Raw genomic sequence first — 24,545 nt, 5'->3', positions numbered from 1 at the left:
CGCTGTATACGTCAACGTGTACTTGTTGATCGCAAATACTGCGCTCACAGTGACATCTCCCTGTACGTTGAGATCCGTACGCGTTGCTTCCGTTACGTCATCGCTCCACTTCACGAAGTGGTAACCTTCTACTGGAACCGCCGTTACCGCTGTTCCATCGGCGCCATGGTTCACCGTCTGCGAAGCGCTGCCGTCCAGCGTTCCGTTTTCTCCTGCCGTGTAAGTCAACGTGTACTTGTTGATCGCAAATACTGCGCTCACAGTGACATCTCCCTGTACGTTGAGATCCGTACGCGTTGCTTCCGTTACTTCATCGCTCCACTTCACGAAGTGGTAACCTTCTACTGGAACCGCCGTTACCGCTGTTCCGTCGGCGCCATGGTTCACCGTCTGCGAAGCGCTGCCGGTCAGCGTTCCATGCTCTCCCGCTGTATACGTGAGAGTATGTGTTGTCGGCTGTGCCTCTTCCGCTACATCCTCTACTACTTCCGACAAGCTGTCCAGCTCGCCGGCAGCGTAGTACCATGTAAACTCTTCGCTTTGTCCATCGGCAAGATCATTCATACGAATAAATAATGCATATGCACCATCGTTTATAAGCTCAATCTGAGCCGCCGCGGGATTTAGATTAATAGCAGCAGTAAAAGGTCGTGAGCCGATCGATACGTTAGCTTTTTGTGAAGGGGAATAGAACAGCACCCCTGTATCTCCAGAAGATATCTGCAGGGCAGCTGCACGATCTGCCTGATTGGTAAGCTTCACAAATTGCCCGTTATTGATATTTCCTCTTTCTTTTTTAGGACTATCGGATATACCAACATAATCGTCTCTTGTACCAGTCCAAAAACGCAAGTTGGTTACGGGCGCCCCGCTAATATTCGTAATGCGTGTGACCGTTTTTACAAATGAATTATTCTGACCCAACGTATATGTATTTTTTACCTGTAGTTTTTGACCGGCGATGGTTACATCTCCAGTTGATACTAGCTTGCCATATCCGGTGTTGGTGCCGGTGCTAACATAACCTGTCGAATCGATAACTTGATTGGACAGAGCCGGATTTTCAATAATAGTGCCGTTTTTATTCCACTCGCTAGTGCCGTCGCCCCCAACACCAAGAGCATTATCTAACGGATAAGTGCTATAAGTAAGCTGGTACCAATTGGCGTTTCCATTCACCGTACCATAATAAAAGGGCTGGAGGAGATTGCCGTTAGCGTTGACGGAGCTCGAGTTTCCATCACCGAACCTGACCTTTCCATTATTCAATACATTTCCCGCCGCCATTCCTGCTACAGGTATGAAATAAGAAACTAAAACGGCTAATAGCATGGCAATGACACTTTTTCGAATAAAGCTTCTTGCTGCTGATATCATTCAGACAATCCTCCTCTAAAGTTAGCAACATATTCATTCGTTAGAGCGGCTTTTCAAAGATATAAACGGCGATGCATTTGCCTCACCATCTCCCCTTTGCACACCGTTTTTTACAAATATAGACCATAAGACCTAAATAAAACCTGCATTTCTCCGCAAAAAGAGCTAAATAATTGCATACGCATACAAATTATATCATAATCCGTCATAAAATAGTTCCAAAGTCCCCCTATTGAACTATATTTATTTTAAACTTTTATGCTCTTTGCCGTTGTTCAATATACAACAACAAAATAGTATATTTTTTTCATAAATAGGGTTTAAATACAAGTTTTATATCTCTGTACATTCAAACTCATAATTTAAAGTTAGAAGGGGATAGCGTCCTATGAGAGCAGAATCATCATCGTTCGACACGGCCAATCCATAGCCGACATAGAACGAAAACATGAAGGGAGGGCAGACTTCCCGTTAACGGAGTTAGGCAGAGAACAGGCGCACAAAGCAGCAGCGTGGATCAATGAACAATTTAAAACCGGAAAACATTATAAGCAGCACTCTGGTTCGGGCCGCCGAGACGGCGGAGATTATCGCGAAACAACCCCATCTAACCGTACAGTACTAACAGGAGCTAATGGAATTCAATAACGGAGTCTTGACCCGTTTGCTAAGAGCGGAGGCGGCTGTGCTGCATCCCGAGCCTGCAGGCGGACGGCGAATGCATGAGGGCATGGAAGAAGGGGAATCCAAAATCCAGTTTCGTCTGAGGGCCGACAGCTTCTTTTCCAAACTGCTACAGCAAATTGAAGTCAATGAGTGGAAGAAAATATGCCTGGTTTCCCACGGCGGTATGATAAAAATGTTGTTCAGAAGCTTCTTGAATCTCCCCTTGCATACGAATGTGGGCTTCGGACAGGGGACACTGGAATACACATATGGCAGCTAAGCCACAAAGAACGGACTGTCCTTAAAGCTAATTCACCGGACCATTTAAATAGAAGGTAAAGCCGCTTCAAACTCCCGCCGAAGGCACCATGATGTAAAAGCATCATCCGGTCAGCTCCCTCGATAGTGGGATCGGACAGTAGATCCGCTATTTTACCAAAAAAGCTTGTTTGGGACAGGCTAAAGGACACAGAATCCGTTATTCCCCTCCATAACGCCGATAATCGCGACTTTTTCGCCAAATAACGGCTCTCTAGTCCGATAGCCTACCGATTTATGGTGTTTTCGACGAAATAACGGATCGTGTGTCCATATCCTCTCATCCGGATCCCAGGCTATGACGAGTCTTCCTATGTATTCCCTTTTCCTAATTCCTGTCCGCCTGCCTACAGCTTCAGCCGATAAATCGGTTTGTTCTCCAGCCCGCGGATGGATGGCGTCCACTGCTCCGTTTCAGGAATGGTTTCCAGTGCATCCTCCACCATTTGCAGCTTAGCGTCCAACGAATCGATGTGATGCAGCGCCACCGCTTCCGCCGTCTGAGGCTGAACAGGACTCCCCCACTCTCCCAAGTTGTGGTGGGACAAGACCAAGTGCTGCAGCCCAAGCACCCGGTCGGATTGAAGATCGATACCGCATTGGATGGCGGCCTCCGTAATCCAGTTCGAAGCCATCGAAATATGCCCCAGCAGCTTGCCTTGGACACTGTAGTCGGATACGATCCCCATCTGAGCGATCATTTCCTCCGGCTTCGCAATATCGTGAAGAATGATTCCCGCTTTGATGAAATCTGCGTTAAGAAACGGCCGCTGCTTGCAGATGAACTCTCCGATCTCAAGCATCCGCACAATATGATAGGCTAGCCCCGCATAGTAGGCATGATGGTGCGTCTTGGCCGCAGGATAGTGCATCAGCTTCTCTTCCACTTTGGTCACGCAAAAAGCAACGATCGTCCGAATCTCCTCATCCACAATACTCGACATTGCCTGCTTAATGGTATAAATCAGATCGACCGGCCGAATCGGGGCCGAACGAATAAAGTCGGTCAGCGATACTCCGTCTTCCGGAGTTGCTTTGCGGATCCGGTTGATTTTGACCTGCAGCTTTTCACGATACGTCTGCACGATACCTTGCACTTTCACAAGTCCCATAGGGAAAAAGGTTTCCTTATCCGTAGGCGTTACATCCCAATATTTGGCCGGCAGCTGGCCGCTCGCGTCACACAGTACGATATCGAAATAATCTTTGGGCGGAGTAGCGTTCGTCTGCTTTACTTCCAGCTCCTTCAATAAATAAAACCCCATGAATTCATCCTGATTGATTAATGTCCTAATTAAAGTCATTTCGCCTGCCTCCAAAACTAGTAAAAATATAACTCTATTCTAGCATATTCGAAAATAAACGTACTATGTCGGTATGATGGCGGCGGGATACCGAATTACAAATTTCAACAAAATGGGGGCAGGAATTGCCGTCGAAGGTTCGAGCTCCAGCCTCTCCGAGATAGGGCACGAAACCATCCGTTAGACATAGGAGCATGCTATAAAGCAGGAAGAAGCTTAAACCTTGTCACCAAGTCAAAATTTTGGAACAAACCGACCTATCCCGCCTTGACTCAAGCTGTTGTTTCTATGAAAAACATGTGCAGGGATGAAGGAATTACGAAACTCGCGATGCCGCAGATAGGCTGTGGCCTCGACAAACTCCAATGGGCAAAAGTCAGGGAGATTATCAAAGAGGCTTTCAAAGATACGGAAGTCGATATTGTAGTATGTACGTTATGATATTGCTTCCCAAGATAAATAAGACGCCCCCGTCGCCTCTTGTAAAGCGATCTCGGGAGCGTCTTTTCCTATGTTCCGGGGCTACTCTTTCCTCGGTCTATAAATACCCCGCCAACTTCTTCAAAACCGCCGCTTGCTCGGCAGTCATTTTTTTGCCGCTCAAGGCGTCCACCTGATGGCCGAATGCTAGGAGAATGGCTTGCTTGATTTGCGGTTTCCCCCGCTTCTCCGCCTCCTCGGCAAGCGACAGCTCTCTGCAAAGAGCTTCCGCTATCGGCCGTTCCGTCACGAACTGGCGAATGAGGGCATTAACTCCCTCGTAAGTAACGGAGACATCATAGGTAAACGTGGCTGTGCTTGTGTTCCCAGCCTTATCCGTGGCGGATACGGCAACCTGATGGCTTCCTGGCTCGAACGTATACGCAGGGCGGTTGACCAGCAATCCCGAGCACGGATCGCCTGCCAGGCCGGACAGTGCATCACTTGCCGTACAACCAATGTAAACGGCCTGCTGTACCGTATAGGCTCGCTCACCGGAGAAACGTACTTCAGGAGCCGTCTTATCGATCCGAATCTCCAGCTTACCTGGTTCCTGCTGCTGGACACTGCCATTAGAAGCCGAGTAAGTAACGCTCGTCACTCCTTCGCCCGCTATAGGAAACTGCACCGCGTTTCCTTTGACCCTCACCTGTTGAATCGGCTGCGCCCCTTCTGCAGCATACGTTATAGCGTCGGCATGCTCCGCTGTAATAGAGACTTCCACGCTGCGATTGATCCATCCGTTCTCGTTAGGTGCCGGAGTTACGGCGGCAAAGGAACTCGGCGGCGTTGTATCCTTGGCAGTGACGGAGAAGTCGTCGTAGTATGCAGTCGCTATGTTATATCGGCTCGTCACCGCAATGAGCCTCGCATAAGCGGCATTGTCGGGGGCTTTTCCTTTCAGCGTCACCTTCTGCCATTGCGCCAGCCTCGATTCATCCAAATGCTGCTCCAACGTCGAGAGCGTCGCGTTGTTTTTATCGAAGAAGCGGAACATGAAGCCCGGTTGGCCAGATTCGATATAAATATTGACGCTCGCCTTATATTCTTCTCCGGGGGTAACCGGAATTTTATCGCTTTGCAAAGCTACGGATGCGGTACGCAGTTTATCCGTAATTTTCAAGCTTGCAGCGCCGGTTAAACTGCGTTCTTTGCTAAGCTCGTAATAATAGTCGGTTCCGGAGGCGAACAGCGGGCTCCAACCTGGAATGGCGCCGCCCGATACCTGCTCCTCCAATCCGGCGTTACGCACGGGAACTGGGATACCAGCCGGCTCCTCCACCACTTCGCCGTCAACCTTCATTCGGTACAGTATCGTATTCGTAGCCTGATCCGTGAAGTACAAGTGTCCGTCCATTCCCAAGTCGAAACGGGACGTATCCGCCAACGTGCGGAATTCCAATGTGTCGGGATCGATTACCGTCAATTTGTTATTGAACAGCACGTACAGCAGACCGTCTGCCGACCAGCGGAGCGGATGATGCGCCCATTGGCTGAAATTCAGCTGCGGATAAATTTTCTTGCTTTTGACGATTTGATACGTATTCGGATCTATCGCGAAAATATATTCGTAAGACGCGCCCCAGATCAAGCCGTCCGGTCCTGCGGACAAATCGCCTATGAAGATTGGCTTCTCCAGCCCTGGAACTCTGAGCGGGAATTCGGCGATCTTCTGCTCGCTCGCTACGTCCCAGACGAAAATTTTTGCCTCCGCTTCCGTTGGCTCGGAACCAAGGCCGCCGCGAATCGTTGTAGAGCCGAACAGCTTGCCGTTATAGAAGGCCGTGCTAAGCACACTCTGATTTTGAACGACATTGCGGTGCACCTTCGTCTCCCCGGTTGCCGGGTCGTACACGGTCAAGGAGCCGCCAAGTGTTCCGTAGCCGGATATCGTCGAGACGAAAATCTTCCCTGCACCGCCCGTGATGTTCACAAGCCTCTCCTGATCGTTGCCGAGCACGGCTAGACGCTTCGGATTGGTCGCACCGGATTCAACCGTAAGATCGTACTCATACAGTCCGCCTTCCGGATAGACGCCCATATACACCTTGCTGCCGACCGGATAGACACTGTCCGCCTGATTGATGCTGAACGGCTTGGCGGTGTTCGTCGTCAGATCGACTAACGAAGACCGGGCCTGCGAGCCCGTCGTAATCAGCTGCGTGGGGGATACACTTTGCAGCCGGTTGACGACGCCCGGCAGTCCCGGAATGACAGGCGGCTGCAAAATAACCTGCTTCGTCGCGATATTCATCAACGTGACGCCGCCGTCGTACCGGACCGTCACCAAGGTTTTGCCAGGCAGCTCGGGATTGTTCGGGAACTCCACCCAGTTCGCGCCGCGCAAGCCGCTGCCGTACGCCATTCCGGTCGATTCCACCGCATGGGTCGCGAGATCGAACGTTTTCAGCATTTTATCCGACATATAGTAGAGCTTGCCGTCAAGGGAATCGGTAGCGTGCAGCCCTGTCACGTTCTCCAGCTCAACGTCCAGCCAAGACCCGGTTTGCGTGTCATAGAGGTACCCCTCTCCCGGAACTCCGCTGCCGTCCGTATAGCGGGCGAACAAAAATCGGTCGTCAATCGTATCCAGATCATAGACGGTATCATTCTTTACAGTTAAAGACGCCGCGATATTCGTTTTTTCACCTGTTTCCAGATTTACCCGGACAATTTGCCGGTGGGCAGTTCCGGCGTAAATATTACCACCTTGATACGCGATGGAGCGGACATATTCCTGATCGGTCGCGCCGATGACCCGCCCGTAATCCTTGACCTGCTTGGTGGCAGGGTCATATTGGTACACCTTGCCTCCGGGATACGTACCGACATAGACGCGTCCTTGTTCGTCCGTCGTAATGCTGTTCGGAACCGATTGCCCGTCGAACTGGGCGACCTGCACGGGAGTGTGCGTCACGGGAGAATAGCTCCACAGTCTTGCGCCGCCGCCATCCGCCGCAAGGTACAGCGTCCCGTTGGGAGCGACCGTATGCGCCCACGAGCTTTCCGATGGACCGATAGGGATACTGCGCAGCAGCTTGTAATCATCCAGATCGATCACGTTGAGCTGCCCCGGCTTGCCCTTGCTTGTCGCATACAGCACGTTGCGCCCTTCTTCCTTGCCGGTCGTCCCGTTAAACACAGCAACGGTATAATTGTTGGGGACGAGCAGCTCTTCCGGTGTCCCGTACGTTTTCTGAGATAGCCGGCTTTCCGCAGCGGCCGTTGTGGCCGCCGTAGCCACCCCCCCTCCGAAGCCCGCCATTATAATCGCTAGACACAATAACAACATGAAGACAGCCTTTTTCATTACACAGCCTCCTTTTTGGACCTGAATCGTCGATTGACTTCCCTTACAGTTACAAAAACTCCATAGGATTTCAGCGAAAGGAGTGTACCAACCGCTCCAAACGCCGATATGCGACACGCGACTTAACATCGGAGAGGCCATTTCAATGGAGCATCAGCCGCCGCACGAACAGGTTACCAGCACTCCGGAGCCTGCCGGAGGGTACGCCAAAGCAAGCCGGACTAAAACAGACCCGGCCGGGCGAGGCAATGCAAGGCTGTACACACACACAATTCTCTGCGGCTAGCCTTGCTTGCCGTATGTCAGCAGCGTCCCCATAATGGATGAGGGATCGCTTTTATATTTGACGTATGCCTCCTCGGCACGCTCCATCGGAACTCGATCCGAGATTAGCGGCAGGACGGAGATACGCTTCTCCGACAGCAGGCGAATGTATTCGCCGATATTTCTCCCTTCCGTCCAACGCACGTAGCCGATAGGATAATCCCGGTTTTCCAGCTCGTACTGCGCATCATAACGTCCGGGGCCGCCGGCGCGGGAGATAAGCACCTGCGCTTCCTTGCCAAACATCAGCGCTCTTGAAAACTCCATCGATAAGTCACCGACGATGACGATTTTTCCTTTATCCCGAATCCACTGCAGCGAACGGTTGATGAGCTCCTCCCCGGGACCGCTCGCACACAGCAGTACGCTGTCCGCGCCATGGACGCCGCCGGTGAACCCTATGAGCTCACCTTCCAGCCGCTCCGGGCTGTCGAACGAATGCCCGATTCCATGCCGGCGAAGCAGCTCCGCCCGACGCGGGTTCAAGTCAAGCCCCGCAACGCGAAATGCCGCTGCAGAAGCGATCTGGGCAATAAGCTGCCCGAGTATGCCCAGGCCTACGACAACGGCGGACTCGCCGAACCGGAGATCGGCGGTGCGCAGCGCATGTATCGCTATCGCCCCCAGCCCGGCGAAGGCAGCCTCCTCCGGCCGGACATGCTCCGGCACGGCGGCAGTTAAGTTGGCCGGAACCGTAAACCGTTCCGCATGCTTCACATAGGGTGCCCCGTAGCAGGCTACTCTCTGTCCTGGCTCCAGGCCGGTCACGTTATCGCCGACCTGCTCGACGATGCCGACCGCACTGTACCCGAGCAGGACTTGCTGGTCCGAAGCTTTGCGGAGAAAAGACATCTCCGTTCCCGGACTTATGGCGGAATACTCGGTGCGTACGAGGACATGACCCTCCTGCGGATTACCGGGCTCCACGTCCGCAATGATGATGCTCCCTTTCCAAGCGGCAACCGCCTTCATTTGCTTGCCTCCCTTTTTCACGGCACGGCGATATAATCGCCCGCTCAATCCACTGGTTTCTTCCGGTACTCGGTCGGAGAAATGCCGACATATTTTTTGAAGGTAGTCGTAAAGGTAGATGCGTTCAAATAACCGGTCTTTTCCCCGATTTCAGCCACACTCAGGTCCGTTTGCTTCAAAAATTCCTTGGCGTGAGACAGCCGGACCTTGTTGAGGTACTCGACGTAACCGATACCGAACGTTTTTTTGAAATAGTTGGAGAAATATTTGGGGCTCGTGTCCAGCACCTCGGCCATATGGTCGAGATACAAATTTTCCATATAATGCAGCTCGATATATTGGGAGATGAATGCGGCATTCAGCTTGCTCTTCGAGTCTTGTCCCCGCTTGCCGCCTATGTACCGTACCACATCCTGAAGCGCGTCCCGGACGTCTTTATAATCGTCGGCGTGATCGACTTGACGGCAGAATTCCGTCTCCAGCCTGTACAGCTCCTTGCCGTTCGCTGCGGAACCGTCCGCTTGCTTCAACAGGTGATAAAAGATGCTTTTGGCGATATGGCCCAATTGATGATGATGAATATGGCGGCCTGCATTTTCCTGCATGATTTCATCCACAAGACGAAGGCCGTCCTCGGTTTTTCCGCTAACCAGACTATTGGACAGCTTCTCGATCTTCTCGAACGGAAAATAAATATCCGCAGCGTAACGAACGGACTCCGTATCGATAACGAAACGCGGTATACCAACTTGACGATAGCGGATCCCGTCCACGATATCTTGGTAGGCTGCGCTGCAGTGGATGATTTTGGACTCATACCGCTTGCTGACGCACGCCCACAGCTTGAAGCCGTACAGCTCCTCCTTCTCAGAGCGCTTCAAATATGCCTCCAGACCGTCCATCACCTTCTTCCGGTCCGACGATTCATCGATTCCGACAAGTGCCAGAAACTGTAGTCCGCCCGAGTGAAATACGACGACATGGTCGGCCGTCTTCCGAAGCCCGTTACGGATCGACTCAGCGAGGTCCTCAACGCTTAAGGCCGTTGAATCGTTATCATCCAGACGTCTTAGCTGTACCGCAGCCATAATGAAATACCGTTCCCGGAAAAAATACGGGTAGTATTGCTGAATTTGATATTCGAACTCCGGAGTGTAGGCATACCCGTCCAGCGTTTGCAGGAACACGCCCCGGCGCATCTCCGCCTCCACAAATTCGATTTGCTTTTGGAGCGCTTCGTTTTCCTGCTGGACTTTGACGATACCGCTGTAAATTTTGCGAAAGTCGTTGCCCTTGCTGGTCCCGCCTCCAAGCAGCTTCAAAATATCTTTAACGGGTCTGTACAAATAAGTGCTAAGAAGTGCGGACAGCAGAACGGCGCAGACGATGGAGCTGATCATGATCCAAAGATTCGCATTCGTTACCCAGCCGACGTTGCGGAATTGGTAAGGGACCTTATTAATGTAAATAAAGTCGTTATAGTCGGATTTGTACACGTTGTATTCGAAATTTTTACGGGTAACCGACGCTTCCCGCGATGGATTCATATAAATATCGTCCAGCACCTCGGCCAAATCCCAATTGGTGTCTGTACTCAGCACCACATTGCGCTCCGCATCGAGCACGATCAAGGAAGCGCCTGGAATCATCGTGGTCAGGTCAATCTGCTGCAGAAGTCCGTCCACATCGATTAACAGCATGACATTTTTGTCGGACAGCCGCACCTTATTGCCGTCCACAGCCACCATCAACCGTCTCGATGCTTGGCTCAGATTCTCGTTCAGCACCGTGAACTCATCGGCCGGGAACAGCTTGAACGGATGACTCGATTTGGTGAACGATCTCCAGTACTCGGCATTGTACCGGTCGTGCTTGTATTTCGTATTGAACAGATGCTTCATATCGCTGGTGCCTTTGGCGGTAATCGCCAGATCGGCATTATTATAGAAGACTACCGCATTTTCAATAAAATCGACCGAAGAGATTAGCGTAGATAGGTTATCCTGCATCGAATACACTTTGGCCATATCGAGACGCCCGTCTTCCTGCGAGGCCAAGCTGTCGTAAGGCAGCCCATGAATCGCGAACACAAGATTGTTCACGGTCTTGAAGCTGCTGTCGAACGATTGAATAATGTTTTTGATGACCAGCCTGTTGTTTTGCGCCACGGTTTCGTAAATGCCGGAAATCGAGTTTTTGTAGACGACATAGTTGGATGCTAACATGATGGCGATGACTAGCAGCAAAGCGAAAAAAATTTGCAGCAGCCCCCGGTTGGCGATTAATCGGTTCATTGCGTCACCTCACACGATGTCATCCAACATATATTCCACATGTATCCACTCAACCCTTTTCCGAGCCCAGCATCACCCCTTTCGCAAAATATTTTTGCGCAAACGGATAAATAAGCATAACGGGGATCATCGACAGCACGATCGTGGCGTTCTTCATCGCTTGCGGAGCCAAGGCGGCACGGTCCACAAGTCCTGCGTCATTTTCGGCATTGAACAGCAGCATATCCCTCAACACGACCTGCAGCGGATACATATCCTTGTCATTCAAATAAATCATCGGAATAAAAAAGCTGTTCCAGTGCCCCATGAAGTAGAACAAGCCGATGGAAGCAAGCGCCGGTTTGGAGAGCGGGATGACGATGCTGAACAAAATCCGGTAGTCCGAAGCGCCGTCAATAAGCGCCGCCTCGCGTATTTGGGTCGACATATTTTCGTAAAAGCTTTTCAAAATAATCAATTCCATCGTCCATATCGCATTCGGCAGTACGAGCGCCCACACCGTATCGATGAGCCCCAGCTGCTGCACGACCATATAGGTCGGGATAATTCCGGCATTGAAGAACATCGTCATCACAATGGCGAGCATAAAAAACTTTCGGCCGAAAAACGTCCGCTGAGACAACGGATATGCCGCAACGGCGGTAAAGAGCAAATTGATGAAGGTGCCGAGACCCGTATAATAGATCGAATTCAAATAGGCCCGCGGTATTTTATCGTTCTTCAGCACTTCCCTGTAGGCGTCCAGGTTCCATCCTTTAGGAAACAGGAACACCTTCCCCTGAATAACGGAGGCCGTATCGCTCAAGGAAACCGCCGTAATGTAGAGCACGGGATAGAGCGTAGCTATGGCGACACAGGTAAGCACAATGGCATTGAGTATGACGAACAGAGATATCCTGCGCTCTCCTACCATAATCCGTTCCCTCCAATCCTCTTGGCTAGAGCATTCGCTCCAAGCAGCATCACCATCGCTACCAGAGCCTCGAACATCCCGACGGCCGCCGCATAGCTGTAGTTCGATTCGATCAAGCCTTTGCGGTACACGTACGTGGAGAAGACGTCAGCCACATCGTAGGTCATCGGGTTGTACAGCAGCAGCACCTTTTCATAGCCGATACGGATCATCGAACCCGTCTTTAAAATAAACATGACAAGCAGGGTAGGCAGCAGCCCGGGGATCGTAATATGCCGGATCATCTGCATTCTGCTGGCACCGTCTACTCGAGCCGCCTCATATAGCGTCGGATTAATTCCCGCGATGGCCGCCAAATAAATGATGGCCTCATAGCCTACCGTGCCCCAAATTTCCGAAATGACATAGATCGGACGGAACCAGCCGGGGTCGATGAGAAAATACGTTTTCTCGAAGCCGATGCTCGATAGAAGCTGGTTGAACAATCCGTTGACCGGGGATAGAAAATCGATAATCATGCTGCAAATAATTACGACGGATAAGAAGGCCGGAAGATAGCTTAACGTCTGGACCGTCTTCTTGAACCACTGCTTCCTGACTTCATTCAGCAATATGGCCAGCAAAATCGGGAACGGAAACCCGAACACCAAAGTATAGAAGCCAAGCAACAGCGTGTTGCGGAACAGGATCCAGAAATCGCTGTTGCTGAAAAACTTGGCGAAATGCTTCAGCCCGACCCAGTCGCTGCCCCATACGCCGGCAAACACGCTGTAGTCTTTGAACGCAATGACCAAACCGTACAGCGGCCCGTAACGGAACAGGACATAGAACAGGATGCAGGGGATGAACAGCAGCAGAAGCTGCCGGTCCCTCTTGATATGCTTGATTATGGCCGACCATCGGGATGGGGCTCCTGTGTCGGTGCGCGCGGTGGTTGCCTTTACGCTCGGTTGCTGCACGGTTTCACTCCTCCCTCGCATTACTTCGCCTTATCGTACCGCTTTTGGGCGTCGTTGTAGATTTGGATGTATCGGTCGAGTCCGTTTTTGGCGGTGGTTTTTTTCCATTCCTCCCATTGCGGGTCGCCGTATTTTTTGTCCAAAATGTATTTCGCATTGAATTCCTCCGCCGACTTCTGCAGCGAGGTTTGCAGCTCCGCGAGCACCGAAATTTCCTCATCCGTAAAATTCAGAATAGGGTCCATCGGCTCCCGCTTGTTGGTTTTCATTATTTTATCCTGCGCTTCCTGCTCCTTCTCCGACAGCTTGTAATAAACGCTGCGACGGTCCGGTCTCAAATAAGCGCCCTCCAGCCACATACCGTAACGGTCCTCAAGCACGCTGATATCGATCAGAGGCAGATCGGCCAATTGCGGATAAACGGGACGCTTGTCGTCACCCCATTTGAAGTTGACTCCTTCCACGCCGATCGTCATCAGCTCTCCGCCGGACGGGCTGGTCAAGTAATCGAGCAGCTTGAGCGCCGCGTCTTTATTCTTATTGTTTGCTACGGCTATGCTAAAATCGGAAACTTTGGGGAGCGTACGGACATTGCCCGTAGGTCCGATCGGATTCGCGTACCGCATGTTGTACTCGGGATTTTGCGCTTTGATCTGGTTGTAGAACAAATCCAGTCTGCCGATCCAATCCCAGGTGACGAACGATTTGCCGCTCGTCATCTTCGTCGTCCACGAATCCTGCGTATCGGTCAAAAATTCGGGGTCCATCAAGCCTTCGTTGTACAGCTTCTTCATGAAATCGAGCATATCCTTATGCGCCGGCTGGACGCTTGCGTATTTCCAGGTTTTATCCTTCTCGTCGTAATATGCGGGATACTGCTCTCCGCCGATTCCCCAACCGTAGGACCAGTCTCTGAAAATGTTGGCCAGCCCTTTGGAGGCGTACGGATACGTATTCGGGTACGCTTCCTTCACCTTTTTGAGCGCCTGGTAAAATTCCTCGGTATTCGTCCATTCCTTGATCCCGAGCTTATCGAATACGTCCTTCCGGTACATGAACCCGTGATTGACGTCCCGGTTCAGGTCGTAAATCGGCCATGTGTACAGCTTGCCGTTCTCGTCGCCGTACGATTTGACCACCCAGTTGTTTTGCTCCAAATACAGCTTCTTGAAATTAGGCAGCATATCCGCGTGGTCATTGATCGCTACAACCCCTTTTTGCTTGCCGATTTTCTTCAACTCCGCCGGCTTCAAGCCGCTGAAAATATCCGGAAGCTTGCCCGAGGCGACGACGACCTTCAGTTTGTCCTGATACGTCTGAGGCGAATACGTCTGAAACTGCACTTTAATGCCCGTTCGCTTCTCCAGCTCCTTGACAATAAGAATGTCGTCCTTAATATTGGACGAGTTGCTCGGCAGCATCCAGGTTAACGTAACCGGCTTGTCGACCAAAGGCAGCTTCAGACCTCCGGTATCACCATATTGCTGGGTGCTTTCCGTAGTCGTGCTGCTTGGCGTGTCGGACGCCTTCTTGTCTGCGGGTGCGCTCCCGCTTCCTCCGCATGCAGCGAGCGTTACGCACATCGATAACGCTACGGCTCCGCTGATCAGCTTTTTGGACATGTTTCATTCCTCCCCTTTTCTGATTTCCTTCATGGATTTCCGGTTCTTCGCGGTCAAGGTTCTCAGCTGCATGACTTAATAATAAAAACGCTTTCATCATTCGTAAATAAAACGATTTCCATGAGCTTTCGTTTTTCTCATCTTTCGCCGTCTTCAGCCGAAAAACCTTGTCGTATCAAGCCTTTGGACCATGTAGAAAATCGTAAAGCGGTAGAAATAAATAAAAAAGCCCGCATGAGCGGGCTACTCGGCGAGCCATTCCTGAAGGTGGGTTTTGACAAAATCGTCGTCATTCAAATGCGGGTAATCCCGGTACATTCTATCGATTTCCTCCGCCTGTCCCGGCGATAACACCTCCTCAGGATTCAAGCACCAGGTTCCTTTGAGAAGCCCCTGTCTGCGGAGCACCTCATGAATGCCCGGGATGCATCCGGCGAACCGGTTCGCTGCATCGAAGAAGGCGGCGTTGGTATCCGTCACTTCCACGTTGCGGGTCAGCATTTCCTGCGGAATCGGACGTCCGTCCCGGTAAGGCTTGATTTCCTCCAGCAGCTCTACCGCTTTGCGGGTCCATACAGCCCAATGTCCGAGCAATCCGCCGACGATGCGCTTCTCGACTGCAGCGCCGTCTACCTGGAACCGGTACGTCGTCAGCAGATCGTTCACGATATTATCGTCGTTGCCGGTATACAGCGCGATATCATCGCGTCGGTTTGATTCGCATACGGCACGGACCACGTCTATCGTCTGGTACCGGTTGAACGGCGCGATCTTGATGGCGATCACATTCGGAATGTCGGCGAACCGGCGCCAGAATGAGTAGCTGAATACCCGGCCGCCGACCGACGGCTGCAAATAAAACCCGATGACCGGAATGCGCTCAGCGACCACCTCGGTCCGTTCCAATATTTGCTCCTCGCTCCAGCCGGTGAGCCCGCCCATGCTGAGTAAGCCTGCGTCGTACCCCAGGCCGCTCGCGATACCCGCTTCCTCCAGCGCCTGCTCGGTCGGCCCGCATAGTCCCGCCACCTTGATAAAAGGCCGCGTGAGACGCGCTCTCTCGACCTCCTCCGCCGCCAGGCGCAGCACGGGCTCGTACAGTTGAATGTCCTTATCACGGATTTCGAACTGCGTGGAATGGACGCCGACCGCAATGCCGCCGGCTCCCGAGGCGATATAATAGCGGGTTAACGCTCTTTGGCTGCGTTCGTCCAGCTGGCGGTGCTCATCCAAAGCGAGTGGATGCGCAGGGATAACCAGTCCGTCATGAAGCGCTGCAATCAATTCGGGAGATAGCGATGGGTTGACTGTGCTCATTTAAAATTTCCCCTTTCGTTCCTGGAAATGCGTCGGCTTGTTCCATGTCGTTCCTCCCGCTTGAACCCATTCAGCTACCCAATCGATCATTTGCAGCAATGAAACTCGCGGATAGCCGAACCATTGATGGGCTTTCGAAGCGTTGCTCAACAGCGCATTCGGCGACTCCGTCCCTGTGAACGCGGCCTCCTTGCCGAGCCGTTTGGCGAACTCGCCAGCAGCCCAACGGATGGACATCGTCTCAGGGCCGGTCACATTGACGATCTGAGGCGGATTCGTGCAGCGGGTCAAGCAGCGCAGCGCCATCTCGTTGGCGTCGCCCTGCCAGATGACGTTCGCGTGACCCATCGTCAAATCAATGGCGCGTCCCTCCTGAACGCCACGCGCTAATTCAAGCAATACGCCATAGCGCATGTCGATGGCGTAGTTCAACCGGTACATCACCATCGGAGTCCCGTGCTGATGGGAGAAATACTCGAAGATGCGCTCGCGGCCAAGACACGATTGGGCGTACTCGCCCAACGGCTCCGGCGCGGTATCTTCGCTGACGCCTCCGCTGCCGACTGCCGAGAAAGGATAGACGTTGCCGGATGAGAATACGACGATGCGCGAGTCCTTATACGTCTCGGCCACTCTGCCGGGCAAATAAGTGTTCATCGCCCACGTGAAATGCTCTCTGCCGGTCGTCCCGAACTTGTTGCCGGCCATATAAATGACATTCGCAGCCTGCGGCAGACGGCGCAGCTCCTCGTCGTTCAGCAAATCGCAGGAGACGGTCTGCACTCCCGCTTCCTCCAGCTCCTGCCGCGCTTCCGCATTGGAAAATCTCGATACGCCGATCACGCGCTTGTTCAAGCCGCCTTCCCGGATCGCATTCATAGCGAGCCTCGCCAGGCTCGGCCCCATCTTCCCTCCGACGCCGAGCACTACGATATCCCCGTCTACGGAAGCGAGATCCTTAACCAGCCTCTCCGTCGGCTCAGCCAGCTTGGCCTCCAATTGCTCCACCGTTTTCATCGTCATCCTAATTAGCTCCTCTCAGGCTTGGTTTTTTCTTCCTGTACACCTTTTATGATAACGACAGACGAGATATAAAGACAAATCTTTTAATCGTCTTTAAATAAACAAAAAAAGAACCCGCTTCCGGATCATTGCGGATTCTTCTCAAAAAACGTAAAGGCGAACCGTTGTCGCGGCCTCCCCCTCGGTACCTTCTCCATTCCGGCCACTTCAACCAGCCCGTTGTCGATCCAGAGGAGAAGCAATCGGTGCGCGCTTCTCACCGTAATATCTAGCAGCGCTGCGAGCTCATGCACCTTGTATTCGTATTTTCCATGGCGCGCTCGGTTATGGAGCAGCTTGCTCAAATACGCGCTCGTCATTCCCGCGTTCTCGGCCCGCTGGATCAGCTCCGCATCCGTGAAGGAGAGCACGCTCTGCACCGGCTCGGCCATTTCCAACGGACCGATCAAGGTCCCGTCCTCCCGGACGATGAAGCAGGCGTTGCCTCCGGCTTCCTTGGCCTTGCGCAGTGCCGCCCGCGAGTTCGTGCCCGCGACGCTCGCAGAGCGCCCGAAGCCGATGCCGATGCTTAACGTAATGCCGTGCGTCGTTTTGACGTCCTTGGCTAGGGGAATCGTCTTGTAGCCGCCGGTCTCCCTCTCGAAAATGCCGCGTGTCGTAAAGAACAAATACTCATCGCCGCCAAGGTAGGTCAAGTAGCCGTCCAGCAGCTCCACATAATCGAGCACCATCCGGTGGATGTCGAGCTTCAGCTTTTGTACTTCATGCTCATTGTTGCGCTCAATCGCCAGCTTTCCGAAATCGTCCATATTGATCAGTCCGACTACGATCTGGGACTCCTTGCTCCGCCGCGTCCCGGTGGACAGCAGCGCCCGTTCCAGCGCTACGACGATGTCCTGATCCGACGGGACGAGCCACTCGTTCGGGATGCCGAGAGCGGTCAGCTCCTTAGCCACCGATTCGATACCCGTGACGGCCATCGAGCAGTCCCCGCTCCGGTAACGGGCCTGGTGAAATTCCACCAGCCTGCTTCGGGAAGCATAAGCAGGACCATCGTAAACGACCGCTTGCAGGTGCGGGAGCTTCAGATCGTTGAGCGTACGCGTTACCATCGTTTCGGTCAACGTGTCGACCGATATGCCGCGCGTAAGATGCCCCGACAAATGAGCGGCAAACAGCGCTTTATACAGCCCTGCATCGGTAATCGGGACATGATGCACGGGAATGGCTCTATCCAAATGCTCCTTGACCTTCCAGTGGGCAAGCGAATCGGATAGGAGCATAACCTCAACCTGACCGGCAATTTGCTCCGCCAGCGCTGGAGCCTCATCCACGTCAAGGAAGACTAACGGTACCGGAGCAAAGGAAGGAAACGATGCTATAATTTTCATCATTTTGTCCGTTACTGCCTGCGGTCCGATCACTCCGATACGGATTTGGTGGCTGTCCTGCTGCCGGAACATAGATTCCGCCGCATTCTCCTCTCCATCCTCCATAAGTGCAGATGGCGCAACAGCCGCATCCGGTGCAATGCCGTTCGCTTCCGAAGGTTTGTTTGGGTTCCGTTTCTCGGTCTGATTCACCGGGTTCATCTGATCCATGGATACACCTGCCGTCAATGTTTGCCTCTATATTACCATGACGGTTCAGGATCGGGAAGCAAGCGGAGGCCACCGGGCTCCACCAAATATCGCCGGGCCTTCCAGAGGCTTTGCCCTCCCCGATGCTCCAGTCGACGTTTCTTGGAAAAAAAGCCTACCGGTTTGTTATATACCAGTAGGCGTAGCATATCGATTTATGCTAATTCGATTTTTACTAATTTCGACCCGCTGCTTTCATCCTTCAGACGTTATCGGCGTTGGCGTTCCTAAGCAACATTTTGAGGCCATTTTAAGGCCGCCTCCCTGGCCACACTCCGTGGCCATACTCCGCCCAACGCATCGCACATACGCGCTACCCTATATAAAAGCCATGCTCACCCGCCGGTTCCGCTAACATACCTTTACGTCCCAATGTACACTCAGGAAGAGCTCTTCGGCTTCGGGCAATTCGAGCAATAAGCCCCATCCGCTTCTATTTCGTAATAAAAGCAGCACGTTTTACGAACCCGAACCGCCGGTTCGGAACCAGCCCCGCCGCCGGGCTCGCCGTAAAATCGGGCCATCGGGTTTCTCGTTTCCCCGAACAGGCTTCCTGGAGCCGTATGGATAATATAGTCGAAATCTTCCTGTATACGGGATTTCACCTGCTCGTCCGCCCCTTGTCCCAATCGCTTCTCATACAGCGAATAGAGACGAACCGCCGCATTTTCCCATAAAATCGCCTTCGGCGCATCGGCTGCCTTGGACATGACACGGAAGACCGGGGCCAAATTTTCGGCAAAAAGCGACCGAATGATGCCATCGCGCCACTTGTCACGTTTTCCCGGTGAGGGCTCGCTCGTCTGCAATCCAGACAAGCTGACATGGGGCAGCCATGCATCGCCTGGATCCGCAAGCGTACCGAGAAAGCAATTTTCAACGGACATATCCACCCCTTTGTTGAATACGGTCATTGCATATAAAGCCGGGGCAATGGTTAAGAAAGCATACCTTTTGGCAAAAGCCGAAGCGGTCGTCATCCGCGATGGGGATGAAACAGCTTCTGACATCTCGTCTAAATAGGCCACGCATTTCTCCTCGACCAGCAAATCGGTTACAGGAACGGCTCGATTCGCATTTTTCTCGCATATTCCGAACTGTTTCGATAAGTAAGCCCATTGCTCCGGGCAAAACGATCCATATGCTTCCATTCGCTTATCTCCCGCCTAACAGCGCTTCGGCTATTTGATCCACAACCAGATTCATGGCGATCGGCCCGTAATAAGCGATCCATAAAGTCGTATTTACGGGATAAATGTGGTTTTCCTTGACCGCCTTCATGTTTTTCCATACCTGCGTGCTTTGGAACTGATCCGCCAGCTTTTGGAACGTATCGTCCGTCAACAAGAAATAATGATCGGCGTTAATTTCCGACATCGCCTCCAGCGAGATCATGGTGCTCGTTTCCTTGTCATTAACGACCTGCTTCGGCGGGGTAAGTCCAAGATCGTCATACAAAATGGCCGCCGTACGATGCGTCGTCGTATGAATCCGGATATTGTTATCTCTAGGGCGGATCATGGCAACGCTCTGCCCGTTCAGCTTGGCTGCGAATTCGGCTTTCAGCTTGCTGATTTTTTGCTTGTAATCATTCAGTACCTTTTCGGCTTCTTTCTCTTTGCCGGTGATTTTCCCGAACGTGACTAACGTATCTTGCCAATCTTCGTTGCGGTCCAGCATGATCGTAGGGGCGATTTTGTTCAAGCTGTCGTAGATTTTCTCCTGAAACTCGGTGCAAATGATAAAATCAGGATCCATTGCAATAACGGCCTCCAAATTCGGCTCGTCCTTTGTCCCCAATACTTTGATATCTTTCAGCTTATCGTTCAAATAAGCCGGAAACTGCGTCTTGTCTCCCGTCGTTATAACACTGCCCGCAGGCTGCTCGTTCAGCGCCAGCAATTGATCCACGAATTGGGTATCGAGGACGGCGATTTTCTCGGGCCTATGCTCCAAGGTTACTTCGCCTTTCATATGTTTTATTTTCACAGGCGCATTGAGCTTCGCTCCGTTATTCGAACCGGTTCCCGCCGCAGGCTGCACGGCAGCCTGGCTCGTCCCTCCAGCCGCTCCGTTCCCCGAGCTTGCACTGCCTCCTGCGGCACCGGAGCAGGCGGTCAAAAACAGCAGCAGACTAAGCATAAGCCCCACCGTCGGCCTAGTGATGAATTGTTTGTACATCGGTGTAACTCCTCCGTCTTTGTATTGATAATGATTTTCATCATCAACAAGACTATACCTTCGCAGCCTCCTTGCGCCAATGGGAGATTGCGACAGACGGGATGGATTTAGGCGACGCTTGTCCTGCTGCCGCGCCTGCTCTTTATAAAGAAGCGGCGATACGCCGGCGTATTTCTTGAACATTCTGCTGAAATAGTAGCTGTCCGTGTAGCCGGCAGCCTCGGCAATATGCTGTAACGAAGCGTCCGTATGGCGCAGCATGGATTGGGCATTCTCCATCCGTACCTGAATCAAGTACTCCATCGGTCCGAGCTGGAGCCGGGCTTTGAACAGCCGCTGCAGCTGGCGCCTATTGCACTGAAACAATGCTGCCAACGAGCTCAGCGTAACCGGCTCGGCATAACGCTCCTCGATATAACGGGTCACCTGGGCGACCAGATCCGGCTGCGCCGTCTGCCCGCCTTGCTCCTGCAGCTGCTCCATCAATTCGTACACGAATTGACTAAACAAGCCTTTTACATGGAACCGCTGCAGAGGAGTAGCCTGCCGCCATTGCTGCTGCATTTGCTCCATTTTCAAATAGAGAGGAACCGGATGCAGAGGAATCAAGCCATACTGCGCTTGAAAAGGGTTATTCTCCTTGTACAGACGCAGCAGCTCCTGACGGCATGGCAGAGGGATGACTGCATTGTAGAATACCATGTAGTACTCGAACGTCTCCGTCACCCGATCAATATCCAAAAAGGTTCCTTTGCCGGCATGGCATACAAAGCATTTGTCGACCGTGTACTCCGCCTGATCCAGCTGTACCTGGGCTTTACCGCGCACCGACAGCAAAAACATATGAGCCGGGAGCTGGTAAGACCGCAGGCTCTCTCCCGGCTGCATGGCAGCATACCGCACGTCCAGCACCTTGAGCGCTGCATGGCTCCACAACAGCATCGGATCCTGAATAGACATTTGCCCTTCTCCTTCTTCACGCGCTGGCTTTTCTTACCCGAATAAGCCTATTATATTTGATAACAATAATCGTTATCAATGGTATTCTTGCTGGATCGGCTCACCGGTGCAACTGGTACGCGGACAGCTGTCGCGCACTTTTCATCGTCCAACGTTTTGGTGCAAAAATAGCAAAAAGAGCATGATCGCCTCATGCCCTTTTCCCGTTTCGATCCCCCAGCAGGGAGTTCAGCTGCTCCAGCAGGTTGCCTCCGCCCGTTAGGGAAACCGTGCCGATTTTCTCACATATTTTTTCCAGGAACTCCAGCTCCTTCAACCGGTACAGCGTCACGTTCTCGTCCATCAGCTTTGCCGTGTTTAGCAGGCTGCGGGTCGAGGCCGTTTCCTCCCGACGCGTGATGAGGTTGGCCTGCGCCTTTTTCTCCGCGAGCAGGACGGTGTTCAGGATGTCTTTGATATCCCCAGGCAAAATAATGTCCTTCACGCCGGCGGACAGAAACTGCACCCCGTAATCCTCGCTCTTCTCCTGGAGCCGCGACAATACGAACGCTGCGATATCCTGCTTCATTTTCAGAAGATCGTCCAGCTTCAACGTCCCGACATACTCCCTTAAAATGAGCTGCAATTGGATGTACAGCTGCTCCTCGAACGATTTGATCTGCAAAACGCGAAGCAGATGCGTCGTCTTGTACTGGCATACAAAGTTGAGCCTCAGCGTTACTTTATCCTCCGTCATTATTTCTTGTCCGATCATGTCCAGCTGCTGCTGACGCAGATCGACCGTTTTTACTGCAACGGCCACAGGGCCTTTCCAGAAGTAATATTTGCCCGGCTTGAGCTCTTTTTGCATGATATGGTTATAGAACAACACGCCCGATTCATGGCTGGCTACATCGAAGGACTGTACATAGCCGGTAAGCTTGGGCAGGACAGCCGTATCCACTTCCGCAGGCAGCTCCGGATTCCGGATATCCGCCCTTACGAAGGCATGCTTGTTCAGGGTATTCCAGAACGCATACGTCCCCGCCGTCAGCAGCGATGTGAACTTCCCGTCCTGGTAATGCAGCACGTATTCGTGATCTTGGACCTGTATGACGTCAAGCTCTTTCAGCAGCTCACTATCGTGCAGGAATAGCTGCAGGTCTTTGCCCGGAACTGTAAAAAGCTTCGTTATAGGAAGAACCGTCACCGAGATGTCGGAAAAGGATGAAAAGCGGTAAGTACCCGGCTGCAGAAGCTTCGAATAGCTGCCTTTCTTGAACAGCAGACCGCGCTCTCCGGTTTGGATATGAAATGTTTTAAGCATATGGAAATCCTCCTCTTAAGTGCCTTTGAAGAAGGCTTTGGATTGTACGTGATAGATAAATTGACAGATTGTTGGGGGAAGTAGGTAACCGGGACGTTGGAACCTTCCTGCAGTTGTGGCGGAATCCCGTTTTAGGCTTGAGAAAAGCTGGGTGTGCCGCCTGTGATCACATGTCCGGGAAATGTGCGCAGCTTGCCGCTATATCCCGATTCATGATCCTCCAAGCGGTTGACCTTACTTGCCCAAGCCGGTATCCACGGATTGCATAGCCTTGCCGCAGTGCGCGTAAGAAAGCCGCTGAAGATTCCAGATCCGGTCTTAGAGTTGAAATATCCGCTCGATTAAAAGTCGAGTGCTCTACCCTGAGCTATCGTTCTTCACGATGGGGAGTCGAACCCCTTCAATGGGAAGATCCTTGCCGGATCGGGCAAACAGCATACATGCACATAGTTTGTGCCTGCACTGCGGGACGGTACGAAGTCCCTGCCTCGGGTTCGCCTTCCGTGCATGAACCTGTTATTATAATCGCTTATTTCGGCGCTCGCGAACATGGTGAAAGTATTACGACTGGAAATAGGGACGGAAAAAAAGGGCCTGCTCCCAGTCATAGGGGAGCGTCCTTTTGAGGGGAAAAAAGGATGTGCAGATCATGTTGAGCTGGGGTGGATTACTGTATTGGGCTGGGGTGAGGGAGGTGGTTTCCTTGTAGGTGGATTAGCCGGCTTACTCCTCATTAACAGCGAGTAGGGCGGTTTTGTCGGCAGATGGGGATCAGAGGGTGGATCTGAGTGTGGATCAAAGGAGAGACGTAACAGCTAGGCAGTAACAGGCACATGTGACGAAAAGGGAGAGTTGTAAGGCGGTTTTTCCGGCTTACAGCTAACGATTTCGCATTTTGTTGGGCTGTAAGACGGTTTTTCAGGCTTATAGCTGTAGAGAAGAGAGGCATTCAGGGCTTTGAGCCCTTCGTAAGACGGTTTTTCCGGCTTACAGCTAACGTTTTCGCATTTTGGTGGGCTGTAAGACGGATTTTCAGGCTTATAGCTGTAGAGAAGTGAGGCATTCAGGGCTTTGAGTCCTTCGTAAGACGGTTTTTCCGACTTATAGCTAACGTTTTCGCATTTTGGTGAGCTGTAAGACGGTTTTTCCATCTTACAGCTGTAGGGCGGAGGCATTCAGGGCTTTAAGCCCTTCGTAAGACGGTTTTTCCGGCTTACAGCTGTAGGGCGGAGGCATTCAGGGCTTTGAGCCCTTCGTAAGACGGTTTTTCCGGCTTACAGCTAACGTTTTCGCATTTTGGTGGGCTGTAAGACGATTTTTGCGACTTATAGCTGTAGAGAGGTGAGGCATTCAAGGCATTGAGCCCTTCGTAAGACGGTTTTTCCGACTTACAACTAACGTTTTCGCATTTTGGTGGGCTGTAAGACGGTTTTTCCATCTTACAGCTGTAGGGCGGAGGCATTCAGAGCTTTGAGCCCTTCGTTAGACGGTTTTTCCGGCTTACAGCTAACGTTTTCGCATTTTGGTGGGCTGTAAGACGATTTTTGCGACTTATAGCTGTAGAGAGGTGAGGCATTCA

The 24,545-nt window shown here is 52.2% G+C and carries 15 protein-coding genes and 2 pseudogenes; 3 read left to right on the top strand and 14 right to left on the bottom strand.

Annotation, left to right across the window (positions count from 1 at the left end):
- The coding region (locus ACFQ88_RS20940; protein WP_379456320.1) for an InlB B-repeat-containing protein at positions 1 to 1,377 on the bottom strand (1,377 nt) is incomplete at its 3' end.
- Between the two features lie 378 nt (positions 1,378 to 1,755).
- Between ACFQ88_RS20940 and ACFQ88_RS20935 the strand changes: the two are divergent.
- Both ACFQ88_RS20935 and ACFQ88_RS20930 read left to right on the top strand, forming a co-directional pair.
- A pseudogene (locus ACFQ88_RS20935) lies at positions 1,756 to 1,842 on the top strand (hypothetical protein); the annotation flags it as partial.
- 55 nt (positions 1,843 to 1,897) lie between these two features.
- A pseudogene (locus ACFQ88_RS20930) lies at positions 1,898 to 2,323 on the top strand (histidine phosphatase family protein).
- A gap of 385 nt (positions 2,324 to 2,708) precedes the next feature.
- Here ACFQ88_RS20930 and ACFQ88_RS20925 read toward each other — a convergent pair.
- Together ACFQ88_RS20925 and ACFQ88_RS20920 are read right to left on the bottom strand one after the other, a co-directional pair.
- Positions 2,709 to 3,665, bottom strand: a complete 957-nt coding sequence (locus ACFQ88_RS20925) for a 3'-5' exoribonuclease YhaM family protein (RefSeq protein WP_379456318.1) — start codon at positions 3,663 to 3,665, stop codon at positions 2,709 to 2,711.
- A 538-nt stretch (positions 3,666 to 4,203) separates the two neighbouring features.
- Positions 4,204 to 7,455 carry an outer membrane protein assembly factor BamB family protein gene (locus tag ACFQ88_RS20920; protein ID WP_379456316.1) on the bottom strand — a complete coding sequence of 1,084 codons (3,252 nt, stop codon included), beginning with the start codon at positions 7,453 to 7,455 and terminating at the stop codon, positions 4,204 to 4,206.
- A gap of 145 nt (positions 7,456 to 7,600) precedes the next feature.
- On the opposite strand from ACFQ88_RS20920, the gene ACFQ88_RS20915 reads away from it, so the two are divergent.
- Positions 7,601 to 7,741 (top strand): hypothetical protein, encoded by a 141-nt coding sequence (locus ACFQ88_RS20915; protein WP_379456314.1) that lies wholly within the window; start codon positions 7,601 to 7,603, stop codon positions 7,739 to 7,741.
- Here the strand turns inward: ACFQ88_RS20915 and ACFQ88_RS20910 are convergent.
- From ACFQ88_RS20910 to ACFQ88_RS20860, 11 genes are all read right to left on the bottom strand, one after another.
- Positions 7,738 to 8,751 (bottom strand): zinc-dependent alcohol dehydrogenase, encoded by a 1,014-nt coding sequence (locus ACFQ88_RS20910; RefSeq protein ID WP_379456312.1) that lies wholly within the window; start codon positions 8,749 to 8,751, stop codon positions 7,738 to 7,740. The genes ACFQ88_RS20915 and ACFQ88_RS20910 overlap by 4 nt on opposite strands.
- A gap of 44 nt (positions 8,752 to 8,795) precedes the next feature.
- Positions 8,796 to 11,045 (bottom strand): helix-turn-helix domain-containing protein, encoded by a 2,250-nt coding sequence (locus ACFQ88_RS20905; protein WP_379456310.1) that lies wholly within the window; start codon positions 11,043 to 11,045, stop codon positions 8,796 to 8,798.
- A 49-nt stretch (positions 11,046 to 11,094) separates the two neighbouring features.
- Positions 11,095 to 11,958 carry a carbohydrate ABC transporter permease gene (locus tag ACFQ88_RS20900; protein ID WP_239631811.1) on the bottom strand — a complete coding sequence of 288 codons (864 nt, stop codon included), beginning with the start codon at positions 11,956 to 11,958 and terminating at the stop codon, positions 11,095 to 11,097.
- Positions 11,952 to 12,917, bottom strand: coding sequence for an ABC transporter permease (locus ACFQ88_RS20895; protein ID WP_379456305.1), 966 nt, complete (start codon positions 12,915 to 12,917; stop codon positions 11,952 to 11,954). The genes ACFQ88_RS20900 and ACFQ88_RS20895 overlap by 7 nt, the downstream gene beginning before the upstream one ends.
- Before the next feature lie 20 nt (positions 12,918 to 12,937).
- On the bottom strand, positions 12,938 to 14,539 hold the full coding sequence (locus ACFQ88_RS20890; protein ID WP_379456289.1) for an extracellular solute-binding protein: 1,602 nt from the start codon (positions 14,537 to 14,539) through the stop codon (positions 12,938 to 12,940).
- 243 nt (positions 14,540 to 14,782) lie between these two features.
- The gene (locus ACFQ88_RS20885; RefSeq protein WP_379456287.1) at positions 14,783 to 15,856 is read right to left on the bottom strand and encodes a dihydrodipicolinate synthase family protein; all 1,074 of its coding nucleotides are present in this window, start codon (positions 15,854 to 15,856) and stop codon (positions 14,783 to 14,785) included.
- Complete coding sequence (locus tag ACFQ88_RS20880) at positions 15,857 to 16,873, bottom strand: NAD-dependent epimerase/dehydratase family protein (RefSeq protein WP_379456834.1); 1,017 nt, start codon at positions 16,871 to 16,873, stop codon at positions 15,857 to 15,859.
- A 131-nt stretch (positions 16,874 to 17,004) separates the two neighbouring features.
- Positions 17,005 to 18,342 (bottom strand): hypothetical protein, encoded by a 1,338-nt coding sequence (locus tag ACFQ88_RS20875; RefSeq protein WP_379456832.1) that lies wholly within the window; start codon positions 18,340 to 18,342, stop codon positions 17,005 to 17,007.
- Positions 18,343 to 18,899: 557 nt separating this feature from the next.
- On the bottom strand, positions 18,900 to 19,670 hold the full coding sequence (locus tag ACFQ88_RS20870; RefSeq protein ID WP_379456285.1) for an IucA/IucC family C-terminal-domain containing protein: 771 nt from the start codon (positions 19,668 to 19,670) through the stop codon (positions 18,900 to 18,902).
- Positions 19,671 to 19,674: 4 nt separating this feature from the next.
- Positions 19,675 to 21,660, bottom strand: coding sequence for an ABC transporter substrate-binding protein (locus ACFQ88_RS20865; protein ID WP_379456283.1), 1,986 nt, complete (start codon positions 21,658 to 21,660; stop codon positions 19,675 to 19,677).
- 190 nt (positions 21,661 to 21,850) lie between these two features.
- Entirely contained in the window at positions 21,851 to 22,966 is a 1,116-nt protein-coding gene (locus tag ACFQ88_RS20860) for a slipin family protein (protein ID WP_379456281.1), read from the bottom strand.
- Between the last annotated feature and the right edge of the window lie 1,579 nt (positions 22,967 to 24,545).

This window comes from Paenibacillus sp. NPDC056579, from assembly GCF_042793215.1.
Lineage (GTDB): Bacteria > Bacillota > Bacilli > Paenibacillales > NBRC-103111 > Paenibacillus_S.
Note: the sequence above shows the minus strand (reverse complement) of the source record. Positions and strands in the feature narration are given on the sequence as shown.

Excerpts from the sequence above, each read along its gene's own strand:
- ACFQ88_RS20870 (WP_379456285.1), bottom strand. The coding sequence starts at position 19,670 with ATGGAAGCATATGGATCGTTTTGCCCGGAGCAATGGGCTTACTTATCG.
- ACFQ88_RS20890 (WP_379456289.1), bottom strand. The coding sequence starts at position 14,539 with ATGTCCAAAAAGCTGATCAGCGGAGCCGTAGCGTTATCGATGTGCGTA.
- ACFQ88_RS20880 (WP_379456834.1), bottom strand. The coding sequence starts at position 16,873 with ATGAAAACGGTGGAGCAATTGGAGGCCAAGCTGGCTGAGCCGACGGAG.
- ACFQ88_RS20910 (WP_379456312.1), bottom strand. The coding sequence starts at position 8,751 with ATGAAGGCGGTTGCCGCTTGGAAAGGGAGCATCATCATTGCGGACGTG.
- ACFQ88_RS20905 (WP_379456310.1), bottom strand. The coding sequence starts at position 11,045 with ATGAACCGATTAATCGCCAACCGGGGGCTGCTGCAAATTTTTTTCGCT.
- ACFQ88_RS20885 (WP_379456287.1), bottom strand. The coding sequence starts at position 15,856 with ATGAGCACAGTCAACCCATCGCTATCTCCCGAATTGATTGCAGCGCTT.
- ACFQ88_RS20860 (WP_379456281.1), bottom strand. The coding sequence starts at position 22,966 with ATGCTTAAAACATTTCATATCCAAACCGGAGAGCGCGGTCTGCTGTTC.
- ACFQ88_RS20915 (WP_379456314.1), top strand. The coding sequence starts at position 7,601 with ATGGAGCATCAGCCGCCGCACGAACAGGTTACCAGCACTCCGGAGCCT.
- ACFQ88_RS20900 (WP_239631811.1), bottom strand. The coding sequence starts at position 11,958 with ATGGTAGGAGAGCGCAGGATATCTCTGTTCGTCATACTCAATGCCATT.
- ACFQ88_RS20920 (WP_379456316.1), bottom strand. The coding sequence starts at position 7,455 with ATGAAAAAGGCTGTCTTCATGTTGTTATTGTGTCTAGCGATTATAATG.
- ACFQ88_RS20875 (WP_379456832.1), bottom strand. The coding sequence starts at position 18,342 with ATGTTCCGGCAGCAGGACAGCCACCAAATCCGTATCGGAGTGATCGGA.
- ACFQ88_RS20925 (WP_379456318.1), bottom strand. The coding sequence starts at position 3,665 with ATGACTTTAATTAGGACATTAATCAATCAGGATGAATTCATGGGGTTT.
- ACFQ88_RS20865 (WP_379456283.1), bottom strand. The coding sequence starts at position 21,660 with ATGTCTATTCAGGATCCGATGCTGTTGTGGAGCCATGCAGCGCTCAAG.